Raw genomic sequence first — 17,698 nt, 5'->3', positions numbered from 1 at the left:
CGCGCTCATTTGCCGGAAAGACCGCGCTCCGTAGTCGCGCCGCGTAATCGGCGTCGATCAGTTCGTTGAAAGCCTCGGATGAATAGATCCGCCCCTTTCCTATCAAAGCGCCGCATAGACAAGGGATGAAAGCCGGCCGGGACGGGGATCAATCATCGAATGGCTGCCCGAGGTGGTGGTGACAAAGCCAAAGCTCACTTGCCTTTCGGGATCGGCGAAACTGATCGGGCCGCCAAGCCCGATATGGCCAAAGGTGTTTGGGCCCATCGCATGGGAAGCCGTCGGGTCGCGTTGCTGCTCCAGCATGCAACCCAATCCATAACGCATGGGGCGCATCCATACCCGATCCATGCCATGACTGTGCTCTCGAGTGAACTCACTGAGCAGTTCGGGACCGATAAAGGTTCCCGCCATCAATGCACTGTAGAAACCGGCCAAGCCGTGAGCCGAACCGTGTCCACAGACGGCGGGTTGCCGGTAGGCCCACCAGCGCGGGTCACTGGTTCGTCGGGGCACCATTCCGGGGTTGGTGAAGGCGAGTGTCGCGATATGCGACGGCTCGTTTTTCACCACGGTTCGCAACGCCCGCGAGTAAGGATCACCGACCCGTCCCGTGGCACTGTCGAAACGCGCGATACGATGAAAGTGTTCTTCGTCCACGCCAAGGTGCACGTCCAACTCATGGGGATCCAGAATCTCTTCGTGGATAAACACACAAGGATCTCGCCCGTCCACCCGACGAATCAATTCACCGAGAATCCAGCCAAACGTGGTGGTGCCGTACCCCAGGTCTGTTCCCGCTTCCCACCAAAGCGGCTCGGCTTCCAGGACCCGCAGCATATGTTCCCAGTCATACATCATGGGGTTATGGTCGGGTGCTCGCAGCGCCGGCAGGCCTGCGGTGTGGTTCATCACCTGGCGCAAGGTGACCCGTGCTTTCCCGCTCTGGGCGAATTCAGGCCAGTAACGGGCCACGGGCGCATCCAGCTCCAATTTGCCGTCCTCGACCAACATCAGGACGGCCACCGCGACATAGGGTTTTATAACGCAAAAGGTATTGGCCAGCGTATCGCGGGTCCAAGGCTTCGTGCCTGCCAGATCCGCCATGCCCGCCCAAAGGTCCACAACGGTCTCTGCGCCTACCTGCACGCATAGGCCGGCCCCACGTTCCTGCGGATCATCAAACATGTCCTCGAAGGCCTGCCTGACCGCTTCAAACTGCTTCGCACACATCCCTTGCGCTTTCATACCTCAATGTCCTCGTATTTAAAGTGCGGCCCTTGATACTTGCCGAACACCGATAATGGGCGTGGGGAACTTCACCCACGAGATCGAGTTTGGGAGTGCTCCATGGAGAAGCGGTTCGCTCGCTTGTAGGTGCCGAAGTCATTGAACCTGACACCGGCCTGGGCCATGACTTTATGAGCATAAGGTGCCGTCATCTGGCGCAGATAAAACGGGTCTCTCACCACGAAGTGATGGATGCTGTGGGTGCTGCCAAAGTTAAAACAGAACAACTGGAACGGCCACAGCCACCAAGGGTTCATCACCTGGGTTTGTTGTAATGCGTTACGCGGGGCAACATCGCCGTAATAGTGCATATTTGAGCTTATAAAGAATAGGCAGAACTGCCGTATCATATTGGGCGCTATAAGAATAACTACTGCGCTATTGACGATGCCCATTAATTCCATTGTCGTGGCAGAGCTGTGAGCCTCCATCCCAATCATTGACCCAAACCAGACATACAGGTGGTAGCCGAGGAACACATACCAGCACCCCCAATACAGAAGCCCGAATGGTGTATTGAGTCGAATAATCTTGCCTAACAATTTTACCTTTTGCCGCCATCCCGGGGCAAAAACCGCATTTAGAAAACCAAATACAAATCCGTCCACCAGTTTCAATAATCGCAGTATTCCCCAAGGACTGCCGCTCGTGGTGATCCAGGCCTCGACATCCGAATCAGTTCCAGACTCCTTATGGTGATGAAAGTGCAGATTGCGCCTTAGCCACGGACTGGGCATTCCCGGCCGAGCCAGCCAGCAGAAGAGCATCATGGCATTATGGGCCAGCGGCTGCTTTCTGAAATAAAGGCGATGAATCAGGTCATGTTCGATTTCATGAATAAACGAAGTCAGCAGCGCATTCACCAAAATACACGTCCATGCGGGGATAAAACCCTTTATATAGAGCCCTCCCGTAATGACCATCCCTAGCACGGAAAACGCCATGACACTCGCGCCCAGCGCATCCTGGTGCTGCAGGAGCGGATAACGCTTTCGCAGGTAGTTACCATGATCCGTAATACTCCGGGTTACCTTGTCAATCTTTTGCTGATCGGTAGTTGGGTGATCAATTTCGATGGTGCTTTCCAAGACCTTCATCCATTCATCCTCTGATTGCATCGATAAATACCAGCGCGTCAAGTCGCTCAAGTCAATTGTTGAGGCTATAAAACAGTAGTTGCTCATATTGTTTGCTTGAATTGCACGGGTCATTCAAGAAATACGAAATCGACTTTTTTGCGAAAAGCTTGTTAGAATTCTATGCTTCAAAATGATAAGGCAAGTTCAACTCTTTGCAACTGTGTATTTTGGGTGAATTCAATGTTACAAGTGTCGGTGTAAGGAATTGATGATTTAGTTACAGTTTGTACAAGTATAAAATAACGCTGTACAAGTATTGCCAAGGAGGCACCATGAGATTGCATCGCATCAAATATTTCCGGCGCGCTCTACAAGAGCCCGAGATCGCCGTAGAGAAAATAACAAGCGATGATGTATTTGATGCCGTGTTTTGCGATGAGCCGGCAGACAATGCCGCGAATCCTGCAGGCCTGGAAAGGCTGCTCCGCCACCTGCAGTGCGGGGATACGGTGGTGGTGGACAGCATGGCAGCGCTCACCTCCAGCACGGACCAGTTGTGCACCATCATTCGCCGGCTGATTGAAAAGCAGGTCACGCTGGAGTGTTTGAACGAAAACCTGGTGTTCCGGCATGACTGTCTTGAAGTCGTGGAGTCCATCATTGCGGTAATGGAGCTGATTGCAGAGTTCGAGCGCGCTGCGATGAGGGAAAGACAGGCGGCGGGAATTGCCAGCGCAAAGAATCGTGGGACTTATAGAGGTCGCAAGAAAAAACTGTCTGACAATCAGGTTGTAAACTTAATTGACCGGGCCGGTGCTGGAGAAAGTAAATCCAAGTTGGCGCGTGATTTTGAAATCAGTCGGCAGACGCTCTATCGGTACTTGAGATCTGGATAGGGGGGTTCTTCAGGTCGCACGCGGGAGCGGCTGCCAACAAACCCCTACCGTTGAAAAAATCTTTCCGGACGGCATGGCCCGAAAGCGGAGGAGGTCTTGCCATCAGTGATTTCTTCACTGGCAAGACGTCCCACTATTGCGGCCAACGCAACCCCAGGGTGCATCACACAGATGTACACGCCCTCGACGTTGGGTAGATAACCGATGATGGGGATGTTGTCTGCGGGGATGGGCCTGAGGCCGATACACGCCAACTCCGGCTCAATCGAATCAACGCCATGGAACTCGTGCCGAATGGTGTTGGCCGTGCGTAGCGCGATTGCCATCGGCTGGTTTTCCACGGCATCGCCCAGGTAATCCTCTGCCGCCAGCAACGTACCGTCGGCCGCTTGCCTGACTTCCATTTCCGGGCTGGAGATAAGTGTCTGCACCAGGTTGGATTGCGCGGTATAGCGGATGAAAATGGACGGCGAGGCGTGTATGGGAAGGGGCGCTCCAAGCATGTCTGCCAGCGTCGAGATGCCCGTCCCGGCGGCCATTACCACAACGTCGGCATCGATGATGCCCTTGGCGGTTTCGACGCCCGTCACCCGGCCATTCGCGGTTTTGAAGCCGAGAACCCGGGTCTGTGTGAGTACCTTCGCCCCTAGCGTCTGGGCGCCAGCGACCAAGGTATTGGTGGCGTGCACCGCATCCAGGGCGCCTTCTTCGGCGACATACAGGGCATGTTCAGGAGGGTTTTTCAGGTTGGGCTCAAGGTCGAGAATCTGCGAGCGCGACAACCGGTGCGCCGAAGGCTGCTGCAACGCCCTTGAATTCGCGCCGTAAGACAGGGCGCCTGTCCAACGAATGTTCAGGCCCGGCAGTTGGGTTTCAAGACGGTGATAGTCGTTGATGGCCTCGCCACGCAAGGCGGCGATCGGGTCTGGCCCCCGGTGTGAAGTGGTGATCCAGGCAAATGAAGTGGCCGTCACGCCGGAGGCGACTTCTGCAGCCTCGACCAAGGTCACGCTCGCGCCTTTGACGGCCAGGTGATACGCCAGTGAAGCGCCGACGATGCCTGCGCCAATGACCACGACGCGCTTTTCTCCTTGCTCTTTCATATCCTGCTCCATCTATTCAAGGCAGCCTTCAGATACTGCGGGCAAACCGTCGAGGAATTCGGCGATCTGCTGGCCACCGCGCAAGAGAACCACGGGTACCAACGGACCGGCTGCCAGGCGCACCGCCTCGATACTGGCCCGGTAGCTGCGATCAAACGTCCACACGTACTTCAGGAGTGTCAGGAACGCCCGGTCGAGTTTCTCGATACAGCCTGCGGGAATGTCCGGGCGCGGCTGGATTTTCCGCTGCCGGCATTGCCGAGAATCACGGTGCGTTGCATGAGGGACGTCCTGTCGCGGAAAAGCCCGCAATTGTGCAGGTTTTGCATGACCGGTTAAAGCCATATGCGGTAGGTTGACCACCCAGAGAACGGACCCTGTCGACCAAGGAAGCGCCTTCATATGCCAACCGCCTTTTCCCGAATCAGCGAACGCCTGAACAATCGCCGCTTTGTCGTAGCGGGCAATACTCACGGGCTGTCCGGTACGGGCACCGTGTTTGAATATCACGTCGATGGAAATGCCATCTGGGGCACTTACCAGGGCGGCAGGATTCGCATGGGTAATCAGGTCGGGCGTGCCACAGGCCCCGATACCATCGAGTTGCTGTATCAGTGCCTGACCAGCGAGGGCGAGATTCTTGCCGGCTGGTCTCGGGGTACCGTAGGCGTTGATGACGCCGGGCATACCACTCTGGCCTTCGTGTGGGGTTGGCTGTCAGGCGCGGAGGGCGGCGGGGAGTCCAGCTACGTCGAGCTTGTTGCACAGTCGTGACGGATTACGCCAGCTGGACCCCGGAACAATCGGCGCCGGCTATTGTTTTGCCCTGATCATCAAATCCAGGTTTTGCACGGCAGCACCTGCGGCGCCCTTGCCGAGGTTGTCGAATATCGCCGCCAGCAGGACCTGGCCCGTCTCGTGGTTTTCACACACGATCAGGCGCACATCGTCCGTGCCGTTCAGCGCTTGAGGGTCAAGGTAGGTCAGCTCCTTGGCGGCCTGCATCGACAGCACCTGGACGTGATTCGTATCGCGGTAGTGCTGAGTCAAACAGTCATGCAACCGCGAGCCATCCACACCCGGCGCCAATAACCGAAGTTGCAGAGGGATGGTCAATACGATCCCTTGGCGAAAAGCCCCGTAGGCCGGCACAAAGGTCGGCCTTTCCGTCAGCCCGCTTTGCAGCTGAATCTCCGGCACATGCTTGTGTGCCAGCCCAAGCCCATACACCAGGAAGGCGGGCGCTTGTGAGGCGTCGGCGCCCTCATGTTCCTGCACCCCGGCGCGGCCCTTGCCGGAATAACCCGACACGGCATGAATGGTCGTCGGATAGTCCTTTGGCAGCAATCCGGCCTCAAGCAAGGGGCGCAACAGTCCAATCGCTCCGGTGGGGTAGCAACCGGGATTGCTGACCCGCTGCGCCGTGGCAATGCGTTGCGCCTGTTGCGGGCTCATTTCGGCGAAACCGTAGGTCCAGTCAGGATGAGTACGGTGGGCAGAACTCGCGTCGATCACCCGCACGGCCGGATTCTGGATGCTGGCGACGGCATCGCGTGCGGCGTCGTCGGGCAGGCAGAGAATCGCGATGTCGCAGGCGTTGATCATCTCGGCGCGTTGCTGCGGGTCCTTGCGGTGTTCCGGGCTCAGGGTGATCAGTTGCAGATCGGTGCGGTCGCGCAGGCGCTGATGGATCTGCAACCCGGTGGTGCCTTGGTCGCCGTCGATAAATACAAGAGGGTTTGCCATGGGATGCACTCGCAGTGGAAATCAGGTGTTCCAATCTTCGGCGAGCCGCTAGGATAGGAAAAGTTGAATTTCCAAACGATGAAATTCAGATTTTCTGAATGAGGAATAGCTCATGCGCGAAATCAGCCTGGACCGCCTGCGCACACTGGTGGCGATTGCCGACCTTGGTTCGTTCGCCGAGGCGGCCCGCATGCTGAACCTCGCGCCACCTACGGTCAGCCTGCACATTGCCGATCTTGAGTCGCGAGTGGGCGGCAAGCTGTTATCGCGTACCCGTGGACGGGTTCAGCCTTCGGCGATTGGCGAAACCCTGGTGGAGCGGGCGCGCCGGTTGTTGGCGGATGCGGAACAGGCGCTTGAAGACGTGGAGCGCCAGGTGCTGGGCCTGGCAGGGCGGGTGCGGCTGGGTGCCTCCACCGGGGCCATCGCACAGTTGCTGCCGCAAGCCCTCGAGACCTTGAGCCAACACCACCCAGCCATCGATGTGCAGGTCGCAGTGCTCACCTCGCAGGACACGCTGAAGAAACTTGCCGAAGGCGCACTCGAAATTGGCCTGGTGGCGCTGCCGCAGGCGCCAGTGAAGGGTTTGCGCATCGAGCCCTGGCGGCGGGATCCGGTCATGGCGTTTTTGCCGGCGCGCCGGGAATGCCCGGAGGTGGTGACACCTGCTTGGCTGGCCGCCCAGCCGTTGATTCTGAATGACACCACCACCCGGCTTTCACGTCTGACTTCGGAGTGGTTCGCCAGTGACGGGCATCAGCCCACGCCGCGTATTCAACTCAACTATAACGACGCAATCAAAAGCCTGGTGGCCGCCGGTTATGGCGCTACGTTGTTGCCCCATGAGGCGTCCACGCCTTTGCCTGACAGCCGGATCGTGATGCGCCCAATCCAGCCCTTGCTGTGGCGCCAACTGGGAATTGCCCACCGCGCCGGGGACATCGAGCGGCCAACGCAACACGTGCTGGATGTGTTGTGGGGGTTGAGTGCGGGGTAGCCGCCTATAAGTTGTGTGTTCCGGGCGGGACGGGTAGCCTTGCGCCCCGATGTAACTAGCCATTTCAAGGAAGGAAGCGCGCGTGAAGATTTTTCGAGGAGTGATCGGGTTGGCGGGATTCGGCCTGTTGCTCGGTTGCAGCGTTGCCCAGGCTAAAGACGGTGTCTCCTTTGGCGACGATCCGCTTGGGTGGTCATGCCTGAAGTTCTCCACCTTCACTTTGCTGACTTCGGAACTGACCACACGTCCCGGCAGCTTTCTTTCAGCCAAGAATGACGCATTGGCGTTTGTAGGGTCCGAGGGCCAGATCCGGGGTGCGTATTTCGAGCAGGCGTTGCGGGATTTTCGCGGTGCTGGCGGTAACGCTGATGTCAGCGATGCGCAGTTTGCCGAGGCGGTGGCGGTAATAGAGTAAACACGTTTCAACCCTGAACCTGACCTGCTCATGGAGAGCTTATGGCATTTCGTAACGTCCTCGTTTTTACCCATCTCGCCTTAGCGCTGTTGCTTTCAGGCTGCGCAAACCCTCAGGTTGCTGTCGCACCGGCGGCGCCCTTTGATCTTGAACCCCTGGGCCAGCCGTTGGCGCAGACCGGCGTTCGTACTGCGCTGATCGACCAGATCATCGTCAAGGACCCAGTGGTGATCTCATCGCAAAAGCCGGTTCTCGCGCCTTCTGATAACGATGCGCGCATCGCCAAACTACGCAAAGCAGACGGCGGCGTGCTGCCTGACGGTTACTGGGCACTCTACAAGCAAAACCTTGAAGCGATGCAGTACGACCTCAATCACCAGCATGACGCCGCCCGTATGCAGTACGAGCAGACGTATCGTGACGAATTGAGCCGGGTCGATGACAGCACGCTGCAAGTCATGGCCACGGCGCCCACGACGCTGGATGAGCCGACGCGGCGTCAGTGGAACGCCCGCATGGCCGATAGACAGTCGCAGTACATAAAGACCAGCGAGCAAGCGCTACGCGCCGCTACCGATGCGCATATCAATCGCATGGCCTTGATGGATCGACAATACAACGTGTGCGCACGTAACCCGGAGTGCTGGGATGCGCCGGTTAAGAAGTAATGCGTTGTCCTTGACCATGACGCGCTGAATCATACGATTGGGCTATGAGTGCCTTAGTGACTCTGGAATTTACACAGGTCTGAATCTCCTTGAGATTGGCGGCTTTGGGCCGCCAATCCGCTTAGCGCGGTCGTTTTTTTCAAGGAGTCAGCCATATGCCCCTACCCGAACCGTTCACCCACGCACAGCTCCCCATGACGGTCGACGGTGTGCCGTTGAACATCGCAACGATCCACCGCGCGGGCGGCCTGGCGCCAATCGTGTTCCTGCATGGCTTTGGTTCCACCAAGGAAGACTACGCCGACATCGTCCAGCAACCTGCATTCGACGGTCACCCGTTTGTGGCCTACGACGCCCCCGGTTGCGGTGAAAGCCAGTGCAGCGACCTGTCGAAGATCTCAATCCCGTTCCTGCTGCAAACCGCCAAGCAAGTGCTTGACCACTTCAATATCGAGCGCTTCCATCTGGTAGGCCACTCCATGGGCGGGCTCACCGCTCTGATGCTGGCGCACCAGTTCCCGGGCAGGGTGCTGAGCTTTGTCGATATCGAAGGCAATATCGCGCCGGAAGACTGCTTCCTCAGCCGGCAGATCGTCGACTACCCGGCAGATGATCCCGAGGCGTTCTTCAGCGCTTTTATCGAGCGCACTCGCCAGGCACCGGCCTACGCCAGCGCGCTGTATTCGGCGAGCCTGAGGCACAAGGTGCGCGCCGGTGCGGTGCGGGGGATTTTCCAGTCCATGGTCGAGCTGTCCGATAACGCCGACCTGATGGGCAAGTTTCTCGGCCTGGAGTGCCCGCGCCTGTTCATGTACGGCGAGCAGAATGCACACCTGTCGTACCTGGCGCATATCCAGGCGCAGGGCGTGCGGCTGGCACCGATTGCCCAGTGCGGGCACTTCCCGATGTACTCCAACCCGATCGCGATGTGGCAGCAGATTGCGGACTTTCAGCACAGCTGATCTCAACCACCAACGATCAGAGAAGCCCGAAAGCACAAGACTTACGCCTCGAAACCCGGATAATGGCGGCCATATTTTGCTCGCTATTCTGGTAATCCCGCATGGAAATCAAGGTCAATTTTCTCGACAACCTTCGACTTGAAGCCAAGTTCGACGACTTCACCGTGGTGGCCGACCAGCCTATTCGCTACAAGGGCGATGGCTCGGCCCCGGGTCCGTTCGATTACTTCCTGGCTTCGTCGGCGTTGTGTGCGGCTTACTTTGTGAAGTTGTACTGCGAAACCCGCAACATCCCCACTGACAACATTCGCCTGTCCCAGAACAACATTGTCGATCCGGAAAACCGCTACAACCAGATCTTCAAGATCCAGGTCGAGTTGCCGGCGGACATCTCCGACAAAGACCGCCAGGGCATCCTGCGTTCCATCGACCGCTGCACCGTGAAAAAAGTGGTGCAGGCCGGGCCGGAGTTTGTGATCGAAGAAGTGGAAAACCTGGATGCCGATGCCCAGGCATTGCTGATGCCGAGCGCGGCGTCCGATGCGGGCACCTACATTGCGGGCAAGGACCTGCCACTGGAAACAACCATCGCCAACATGTCGGCCATCCTGGCGGGCCTGGGCATGAAGATTGAAATCGCGTCGTGGCGCAATATCGTGCCCAACGTATGGTCGCTGCATATCCGCGATGCGCACTCGCCGATGTGCTTTACCAACGGCAAGGGCGCGACCAAGGAAGGCGCGCTGGCGTCGGCGTTGGGCGAGTTTATCGAACGGCTGAACTGCAACTTCTTCTACAACGACCAGTTCTGGGGCGAAGACATCGCCAACGCGGCGTTTGTGCATTACCCGGACGAGCGCTGGTTCAAGCCGGGCCGTAAAGACGAACTGCCGCCGGAAATCCTCGACGCGCACTGCCTGCATATCTACAACCGCGACGGTGAGCTGCGTGGCTCGCACCTGTACGACACCAACTCCGGCAACGAAGAGCGCGGCATTGTTTCGCTGCCGTTCGTGCGCCAGTCCGATGGCGAGGTGGTGTATTTCCCGTCCAACCTGATCGAGAACCTGTACCTCAGCAACGGCATGAGTGCCGGTAACACCCTGGCTGAAGCGCAGGTGCAGTGCCTGTCGGAAATCTTCGAGCGCGCGGTAAAACGCGAAATCATCGAAGGCGAATTCGCGCTGCCGGATGTGCCGCAGGAAGTGCTGGCGAAATTCCCGGGCATCCTCGCCGGTATTCAGGGCCTGGAAGCCCAAGGCTTTCCGGTACTGGTGAAGGATGCGTCCCTGGGCGGTGAATTCCCAGTGATGTGCGTAACCTTGATGAACCCGCGCACCGGCGGCGTATTCGCCTCGTTCGGCGCCCACCCAAGCCTGGAAGTGGCGCTGGAACGCAGCCTGACGGAACTGCTGCAAGGCCGCAGCTTCGAAGGCCTGAACGACTTGCCGCAGCCGGCGTTTGAAGGTCACGCAGTGACTGAGCCGAACAACTTTGTCGAGCACTTCATCGACTCCAGCGGCGTGGTGTCGTGGCGCTTCTTCAGCTCCAAGTCGGATTACGAGTTCGTCGAATGGGACTTTTCCGGCCAGGGTGAAAACTCCAACGCCGAAGAGGCTGCAACCTTGTTCGGCATCCTCGAAGGCATGGGCAAGGAAGTCTACATGGCGGTGTACGAGCACATCGGCGCGACCGCCTGCCGCATCCTGGTGCCGGACTATTCGGAGATCTATCCGATCGACGATCTGATCTGGGACAACACCAACAAGGCGCTGTTTTTCCGCGAAGACATCTTGAACCTGCATCGTCTCGATGAGGCTGAATTGAAGGGGCTGGTTGAGCGTCTGGTGGAAAGCGAGCTGGACGACTACACCGACATCACCACCTTGATCGGCATCGAATTCGATGACAATACCGCGTGGGGTCAGCTAACGATTCTGGAATTGAAGCTGCTGATTTACCTGGCCTTGCAGCAGTTTGAAGAGGCTAAGGAACTGGTGGAAATGTTCCAGCAATACAACGACAACACGGTCGAGCGTGGCTTGTTCTACCAGGCCGTGAATGCGGTGCTGGAGATGGAGCTGGACGAAGATCTGGAACTGGCGGATTACGAAGTGAACTTCCGCCGGATGTTTGGCAACGAGCGGATGGATGCGGCGATAGGGTCGGTGAACGGTACTGTGCGGTTCTATGGTTTGACGCCGACGAGCATGAAGCTGGAAGGTTTGGATCGGCACCTGCGGTTGATCGACAGCTACAAGAAGCTGCACGCGGCGCGGGCCAATACGGCCAATTAAAAGCTAACACCCTACCTGTGGTGAGAGGGCTTATTGTGGCGAGGGGGCTTGTCCCCCGTTGGACTGCGTAGCAGTCCCTTTTTTTGGGGGCCGCTGCGCAGCCCAACGGGGGACATGCCCCCTCGCCACACGTTGACCTCAGCGCTTGCTGAACGCCAGCCGGGCCGCGAACAGCACAAAGATCATGCCGGTGGTGCGGTCCATCCACTTGATCACCTGTTCACGCCGCAGCACACCGGCCAGTGGCTGCGTGGCGCCGATCAGTATCAGTGACCAGATCAGGCTGATCACCACATGGATGCTCACCAGCCCGAACGTCCACACCACCATGGAATGCCCCTGGGGAATGAACTGCGGCAGGAAAGACACGTAGAAAATCCCGATCTTGGGGTTGAGCACGTTGCCCATCATGCCCTTCAAAAACCAGTTGGCGCCGGGTTTTCCATCGGTTTCGACGGGTGCCAGCGAGCTGCGCGGACGCAACAGCATGTTCAGGCCCAGCCAGGCCAGGTAAGCCGCGCCGCAGTACTTCAAGACGTTGAAGGCCACCTCGGATACGGCGATCAGTGCACCCAGCCCAAAGGCCACCGCTGCACCCCATAACAAACAGCCGGCGTTGATGCCCAGGGTGGCGCGCAGCGCTTGTTGCTTGCCTTCGACCGTTGCGGTGCGCAGCACCAGGGCCGTGTCCAACCCTGGGGTCAGCGTCAGCAACGTGGCGGCGAAGGTAAAGGCCAGCAGGTTATCGGTGATGGACATGGATAGTTACCTGAAATCAGAAACTCTCAAGACTGGCGTTGATACCGGCCACACGCGCCAGCTCGATGGTTGCCTCGACCTGTTCAGCATCGATGATGAAGCCCTGGAAATCGTCATCTCCCGAGTCCAGATGAACGTAACGCTTGCCGAACCGAGCCAGCCATTGGTCGAAACGACCCAGCACCTCAGCCATTGATGACCTGCCGTCATGCACGTAGACGTAACGTTCTTGCACGCCGCTGGCGCTTGCCAGGTAGGGCGCGAGGTATTCAAAGCTGTCATACCCACGCCAGTCGACGGCCAGCAGCGTCAGGTAGTCGAGTTTCTGTCCGCGGGTGTCTTCAAGCAAACCCAGCGACAGCGCCGTGGCGGCGTCTTGCCCGACGGAGTACTGGCGCAGCACTCGCCGTACCAGCCTGGCGCTTTCCGCTTCCGGCGCACGGGCCAGCAGCGTTTGGGTCAGTGTCTTGAGCGCCTGCTTCTGCTGCGGGAATTCGGGAGGGCGCATCTCTCGCATGATGGCGGCATGGCTGGCGTTGGTTTCCTCGGGCGGTGGCATGGTAAAGCGCCCGCCAAACAGACGATCCCAAATGCCCATGCTGTCCTCCCTGGATACGTTGTGTTCACCGATTGTGGGGCAGGTTACGGTCATGGGCGCGCGGCTGTCGATAGTTAATCAAACGCGTTGTGGCTGTGTGGAAAGGCTCATGACGCACTAAGCCGTCATGCCACGCGATTACGCCCCGACGACTTGGCCCGATACAGCTGCTGATCCGCACGCTTGATCAGCACTGTCGTGTCGCTGTCCGACGCTTCAGCGAGTCCCACGCCAATGCTCACCGTGACTTGCCCAGCCGTTTCGAAATACGCCCCGGCGATGGCCGCGCGAATCTTCTCGGCCACTACGTCCGGGCTGTCCGGCACTTCGATTTCCGGCAACAGCACCGCAAACTCTTCACCGCCGTAACGGGCGACGAAGTCGGTGGCGCGGGTGGCTTGCTGAATCAGCTGCGAGATCTGGCGCAGCACATCATCCCCAACGGAATGCCCGTGGGTATCGTTGACTCGCTTGAAATGATCGACGTCAATCAGCAGCAACGCAAACGCGCGCCCGCTGCGCTGGAACAGGAGGCTGTGATCCGCCAGTTTTTCATCGAAACGCCGACGGTTGTAGACACCGGTCAGGGCGTCATGGCTGGCCAGGTTCAACAGCTCGGCATTGGCCTGGGTGAGGGCGGCAGTGCGTTGGGCGACGGTGGCTTCCAGGGACGCGTTGGTGTCCTGCAGTTCGCGCTCCTTGCCAAGCAGCGATTGGGTCATGCCCTTGATGGAGCGTCCGAGCTGGGCGATCTCCCGCACGAAATGGTCCTGGGGGAAGTAGGCGCCGGGCTGTTGGTCCTGGACCTGCTTGGCCGAGCGCGCCAGCTCCTCGATGGGCCGGCTCAGGTACGACGCCAGGTAATACGCCACGAAGCCGAAAGCCACGGCGGCGATCACGCCCAACAGCAGCAGTTTGTAGAGCAGCACGCGCGCTGGATGCAGGGCGATTTCCAGCGGCTGGCGCATCACGATGTACCACGTCAGGCTGGAATTCGACGGGCTGGGCACAGCCACGGCGCTGGTCACGTAGCCATTATCGACCGACCAGCCGGTGGCATTGGTCAGACGGTCCTGGGGCAGGTGCTGGCCGGCCAGTTGTTCCGGGTAGAGCACCTTGCCGTCGTTGTCGATGATCAGCGCCTCGATATCCGGCGCACTGCCTTTGGCGGCCTCGACAATTTGCGTCACCCAAGACCAATGGGCGTGGGCCCCCAGTACGCCGATCACCTGGCCCCCGGCGTTGCGAATCGGTGCGGCAAAATCGATGAAGCGCCAAGGCTCACCGTTGGACCCCGGCAGCAGCTTGGCAAGCAGGACCGCCTCGTGGGGATCGCCGGTGTAGTTACCCTGCAAACCGGTCTGGAACCAGGGGCGTGCGGTTACGGATTGATTGACCAGTAGCCCGTTCACCGCCTGGCGCACGCGCCCGTCGGTGTCGGCCACACCCATCCATGCGTACTCGGCGCGGGACTGGGTGCGTTGCTCCATGGAGGTCAGGATATCCGGATCGTCCAGGTTGCCCCGACTGAACAGCGGCGCGCGGCTGAGCAGTGACACCTCAAGCTGGCGTTCACGCAGTTGCACCGCCAATAGCGCGGCGGTAGAGCGGGCGGTGCTTAACAATGCATTACCACTGGCGAGTTTCAGTTGCTCAGTGGCGATGTGCCCAACGTAGAACCCTACGCTCACCAGGGTGAGCAGCGACAACCCGGCGAACCAGAGGGTCAGGTGAGTGCGCAGGCTGGCTTTGATCATTGGGGGCAATCTGAAAGGAGTGTGATGACATGGTAGTCATACCATTCGGATAGTTGCCATAGCCTGATGGTTTATAGGTGCCTTGATTTCACGCCTGCTTTCCCATCACGGCCATGCCAGAATATGGCGCTTAGCCACTTAGGGAACTCAAGGATGAAAACGCTGTGTGTTGCTCTGTTGTTGATGGTTGCGTCCGGGCTGGCTCAGGCCCGTGACGTGCAGATAGGCTTCCAGGAAATAGTGATTCCCGACGCGGAACACGGCAGGCCGTTGCAGGTGGCGGTGTGGTACCCGACCCATGCTGCCGGTACGCCGCAACTGATCGCTGACAATCCGGTGTTTGTCGGCGCGCCGGCCTTGAAGGACGCCGCGCCGGCTGCCGGCGAGCACCCGTTGGTGGTGATCTCCCACGGCATCTTCGGCAACTGGATCAACCAGTCGTGGCTCGCCAACGCGTTGGCCGGGCAGGGTTACATCGTCGCTTCGCCCAACCACCCCGGCACCACCAGCAAGGACCGCACCCAACCCGCGGCCTCCGAACTCTGGAAACGTCCACTTGATGTCCATCGGGTGATTGATGCCGTGATCGCACAGCCAAAACGCTTTGGCGCGGTGGCCGACCACAGGATCGCCGTAGTGGGGCACTCACTCGGCGGCTGGACCGCGATGGAAGTTGGCGGCGCCCGCTTTGATCCCCAGCGCTTTACCGAGGACTGCAAGGTGCATTCCGAGATCGCCCCTTGCAAGGCGTACGACCTGATCGAGGTGGGTCGCACGGACCAGGCCAAACAGCTCCTGGCCGAGGACCTGAGTGACCCGCGCGTGGCGGCCATCGTTTCCCTGGACCTAGGCTTCGCCCGCGGCTTCAGCGACGAAAGCCTCGCGGCGCTGAACCGCCCCACACTGGTGATTGCAGCAGGCACACCGTCCCCGGAATTGCCCGCCGCGCTGGAGTCGGCCGACATGGCCAAGCGCTTGCCGCAGGCCACGTCGCGCTACGTGGAAATCAGCGATGCCACGCACTTCAGCTTCCTGCCCCTGTGCAAGCCGGGCGCGGTGGAGCGAATTGAACAGAGCGACCCCGGCGAAGGCTTCATCTGCCTGGATGCCAAGGGCGCTCGTCCCAAGCCGCAGATCCAGCAGCAGATACTCAGCTTGATCAGCGAGTTCCTGCAGCAGTCCCTGCGTTAGCTGTCAGATATCTTCGGACAACACACAGCCTGTGGTGAGGGGGCTTGCCCCCCGTTGGGCTGCGCAGCAGCCCCGGCAATCCGCCAAACGCCACTGCTCTGTCAGAAAACCACCAACCCGTGGCGAGGGAGCTTGCTCCCGCTGGGGTGCGTAGCGCCCCCAAAAACAGGACTGCTACGCAGCCCAACGGGGGACAAGCCCCCTCGCCACCGTCTAGCTAGCCGAATCGTGGGATAGAAAACAAAAACTGATTTCCCACTACATCACTTCCCCACCCGCCCCGGAATCGCCACCCGACTCGTCGCCTTCACCTCCCTTAACGCCAAACTCGACTGAATCGACGCAATCCCCAACTGCCGCCGCAACACGCTCTCCACAAAATCGCTGTACGCATCCAGATCCTCCGCCAACACCTGCAACAGATAATCCGCATCCCCGGTGATCTTGTGGCACGCCTGCACCTGCGGCAGTTCCTTGATCACCGCCTCGAAATCTTCCGGCGTATGGTCGGAATGCACCGCAAACCGCACGTGCACAAACGCCATGATTTCCAGGCCCAGCATCTTGCGATCGAGGTTGGCCTGGTAGTCCTTGATCACACCTTCTTCTTCCAGCCGCTTACGCCGCCGCCAGCACGGCGTGAGGCTAAGGGACAGGCGCTCGCTGAGTTCGGCGTTGGAGATACTCGCGTCTTCCTGCAGCAACGCGAGGATGGCGAGATCGGTGTCGTCAAGTGCGACCTGCTTGGTTTTATTTTTCTTCATGGCGGCTCATCGGGGTAAAAATGCCCGATTACGCTAGCATCGGCGCACATAAAAGCAAAGAAAGCCCACCACAGCCAGAACAAAATAATCACCTGTCTTTCACGGGTGGATGCCTTTCATGTTGACTGTTTTTAGTGATTCTCATCGTTTGCACCATGGCACCGAACTCAAGGATGGCGTGCTCAAGCCGTCCTTCGAACAACCCAGCCGCGCCGACACGGTGCGTGACCGGGTCAAGCACGTGGGCCTGGGCGATATCATCGTCCCGCGCACCTTCGACCGGGCCTGTTACGTCAATGCCCACAGCGAACGCTACGTGGCTTTCCTGGAAACCGCCTGGGCTGAATGGACCGCCATCGGCCGTGCCCATGATGCGTTGCCGCTGGTGTGGCCGGTGCGTGATCTGGCCAACGAACAGGTACCGGAATTCATCGATGGCAAGCTCGGCTTCTTCGCGATGGATGCCGGTTCGCCCATCACCAGCACCACCTGGGAAGCGGTGAAGACCAGCGCCGATATCGCGCTCACCGGCCTGGCGTTGATCGATGAAGGCCACAACAGTGCCTTCGCCCTGTGCCGTCCACCGGGCCACCATGCAGCGCGGGAATACATGGGCGGTTATTGCTACCTGAATAACGCCGCCATCGCAGCGCAGCAGGCGATCACTCAAGGCGCCAAGCGTGTTGCGGTGCTGGACGTGGATTTCCACCACGGCAACGGCACGCAGAACATTTTCTACGACCGCAGCGACGTGATGTTCGTCTCGCTGCATGGCGAACCGTCCGTGTCGTATCCCTACTTTTCGGGCTTCAGTACCGAGCGCGGCGCAGGGGCGGGCGAGGGCTTTAACCTCAACTACCCGCTGGCGAAAAACACCGGTTGGAGCACCTATAGAGATGCGCTGCTCGACGCCTGCATTCAACTGCGAAAGTTCTCGCCGGAAGTGTTGGTGATCTCCCTCGGCGTCGACACGTTCAAGGACGATCCCATCAGCCATTTCCTCCTCGAAAGCCGCGACTTCCTGGGCATCGGCGAGATCATCGCCAGCGTCGGCGTGCCCACCCTGTTTGTGATGGAAGGCGGCTACATGGTCGATGAAATCGGCATCAATGCCGTCAACGTGCTGCATGGTTTCGAGAACAAACACGCCTGATCCCGATGCCATTTCAACAATAA

The 17,698-nt window shown here is 59.1% G+C and carries 17 protein-coding genes and 1 pseudogene; 9 read left to right on the top strand and 9 right to left on the bottom strand.

The window, feature by feature from the left end; translation table 11 throughout:
- Positions 1–102: 102 nt before the first annotated feature.
- Positions 103–1,248 carry a serine hydrolase domain-containing protein gene (locus ACUN0G_RS30545; RefSeq protein ID WP_445575198.1) on the bottom strand — a complete coding sequence of 382 codons (1,146 nt, stop codon included), beginning with the start codon at positions 1,246–1,248 and terminating at the stop codon, positions 103–105.
- Positions 1,249–1,319: 71 nt separating this feature from the next.
- Positions 1,320–2,387, bottom strand: coding sequence for a fatty acid desaturase (locus ACUN0G_RS30540; RefSeq protein ID WP_445575616.1), 1,068 nt, complete (start codon positions 2,385–2,387; stop codon positions 1,320–1,322).
- A gap of 314 nt (positions 2,388–2,701) precedes the next feature.
- Here ACUN0G_RS30540 and ACUN0G_RS30535 point away from each other — a divergent pair, with 314 nt between their 5' ends.
- Positions 2,702–3,265, top strand: coding sequence for a recombinase family protein (locus tag ACUN0G_RS30535; RefSeq protein ID WP_445575197.1), 564 nt, complete (start codon positions 2,702–2,704; stop codon positions 3,263–3,265).
- Positions 3,266–3,309: 44 nt separating this feature from the next.
- On the opposite strand, the gene ACUN0G_RS30530 is transcribed toward ACUN0G_RS30535, so the two are convergent.
- The gene (locus ACUN0G_RS30530; RefSeq protein ID WP_445575196.1) at positions 3,310–4,368 is read right to left on the bottom strand and encodes an NAD(P)/FAD-dependent oxidoreductase; all 1,059 of its coding nucleotides are present in this window, start codon (positions 4,366–4,368) and stop codon (positions 3,310–3,312) included.
- A gap of 12 nt (positions 4,369–4,380) precedes the next feature.
- Positions 4,381–4,605: pseudogene (locus ACUN0G_RS30525) on the bottom strand (AAA family ATPase); the annotation flags it as partial.
- Between the two features lie 165 nt (positions 4,606–4,770).
- Here ACUN0G_RS30525 and ACUN0G_RS30520 point away from each other — a divergent pair.
- Positions 4,771–5,142, top strand: coding sequence for a hypothetical protein (locus tag ACUN0G_RS30520; RefSeq protein ID WP_258345394.1), 372 nt, complete (start codon positions 4,771–4,773; stop codon positions 5,140–5,142).
- 39 nt (positions 5,143–5,181) lie between these two features.
- Here the strand turns inward: ACUN0G_RS30520 and argC are convergent, their stop codons facing one another.
- The gene (gene argC / locus ACUN0G_RS30515) at positions 5,182–6,114 is read right to left on the bottom strand and encodes an N-acetyl-gamma-glutamyl-phosphate reductase (protein WP_445575195.1); all 933 of its coding nucleotides are present in this window, start codon (positions 6,112–6,114) and stop codon (positions 5,182–5,184) included.
- A gap of 112 nt (positions 6,115–6,226) precedes the next feature.
- Between argC and ACUN0G_RS30510 the strand changes: the two genes are divergently transcribed.
- From ACUN0G_RS30510 to ACUN0G_RS30490, 5 genes are all read left to right on the top strand, one after another.
- On the top strand, positions 6,227–7,111 hold the full coding sequence (locus ACUN0G_RS30510) for a LysR family transcriptional regulator (RefSeq protein WP_201141964.1): 885 nt from the start codon (positions 6,227–6,229) through the stop codon (positions 7,109–7,111).
- A gap of 82 nt (positions 7,112–7,193) precedes the next feature.
- Complete coding sequence (locus ACUN0G_RS30505) at positions 7,194–7,526, top strand: DUF2388 domain-containing protein (protein WP_421552883.1); 333 nt, start codon at positions 7,194–7,196, stop codon at positions 7,524–7,526.
- A 41-nt stretch (positions 7,527–7,567) separates the two neighbouring features.
- Positions 7,568–8,194 carry a hypothetical protein gene (locus ACUN0G_RS30500; RefSeq protein WP_445575194.1) on the top strand — a complete coding sequence of 209 codons (627 nt, stop codon included), beginning with the start codon at positions 7,568–7,570 and terminating at the stop codon, positions 8,192–8,194.
- A 155-nt stretch (positions 8,195–8,349) separates the two neighbouring features.
- Positions 8,350–9,156, top strand: a complete 807-nt coding sequence (locus tag ACUN0G_RS30495) for an alpha/beta fold hydrolase (protein WP_318302621.1) — start codon at positions 8,350–8,352, stop codon at positions 9,154–9,156.
- 101 nt (positions 9,157–9,257) lie between these two features.
- Positions 9,258–11,453: an OsmC domain/YcaO domain-containing protein gene (locus tag ACUN0G_RS30490; RefSeq protein ID WP_445575193.1), complete on the top strand. Its 2,196-nt coding sequence runs from the start codon at positions 9,258–9,260 to the stop codon at positions 11,451–11,453.
- Positions 11,454–11,591: 138 nt separating this feature from the next.
- Here the strand turns inward: ACUN0G_RS30490 and ACUN0G_RS30485 are convergent, their stop codons facing one another.
- From ACUN0G_RS30485 to ACUN0G_RS30475, 3 genes are all read right to left on the bottom strand, one after another.
- Entirely contained in the window at positions 11,592–12,212 is a 621-nt protein-coding gene (locus tag ACUN0G_RS30485) for a LysE family translocator (RefSeq protein WP_445575192.1), read from the bottom strand.
- A gap of 16 nt (positions 12,213–12,228) precedes the next feature.
- Positions 12,229–12,810, bottom strand: coding sequence for a DUF6630 family protein (locus ACUN0G_RS30480; protein ID WP_445575191.1), 582 nt, complete (start codon positions 12,808–12,810; stop codon positions 12,229–12,231).
- A 125-nt stretch (positions 12,811–12,935) separates the two neighbouring features.
- The gene (locus ACUN0G_RS30475) at positions 12,936–14,567 is read right to left on the bottom strand and encodes a sensor domain-containing diguanylate cyclase (RefSeq protein ID WP_445575190.1); all 1,632 of its coding nucleotides are present in this window, start codon (positions 14,565–14,567) and stop codon (positions 12,936–12,938) included.
- 153 nt (positions 14,568–14,720) lie between these two features.
- Between ACUN0G_RS30475 and ACUN0G_RS30470 the strand changes: the two genes are divergently transcribed.
- The gene (locus tag ACUN0G_RS30470; protein WP_445575189.1) at positions 14,721–15,758 is read left to right on the top strand and encodes an alpha/beta hydrolase family protein; all 1,038 of its coding nucleotides are present in this window, start codon (positions 14,721–14,723) and stop codon (positions 15,756–15,758) included.
- 263 nt (positions 15,759–16,021) lie between these two features.
- On the opposite strand, the gene ACUN0G_RS30465 is transcribed toward ACUN0G_RS30470, so the two are convergent.
- Positions 16,022–16,522, bottom strand: coding sequence for an Lrp/AsnC family transcriptional regulator (locus tag ACUN0G_RS30465; protein WP_017475545.1), 501 nt, complete (start codon positions 16,520–16,522; stop codon positions 16,022–16,024).
- 118 nt (positions 16,523–16,640) lie between these two features.
- Between ACUN0G_RS30465 and ACUN0G_RS30460 the strand changes: the two genes are divergently transcribed.
- Positions 16,641–17,675 carry a histone deacetylase family protein gene (locus ACUN0G_RS30460; RefSeq protein WP_445575188.1) on the top strand — a complete coding sequence of 345 codons (1,035 nt, stop codon included), beginning with the start codon at positions 16,641–16,643 and terminating at the stop codon, positions 17,673–17,675.
- Positions 17,676–17,698: the final 23 nt, after the last annotated feature.

The organism is Pseudomonas sp. 32A (assembly GCF_052682255.1).
Note: the sequence above shows the minus strand (reverse complement) of the source record. Positions and strands in the feature narration are given on the sequence as shown.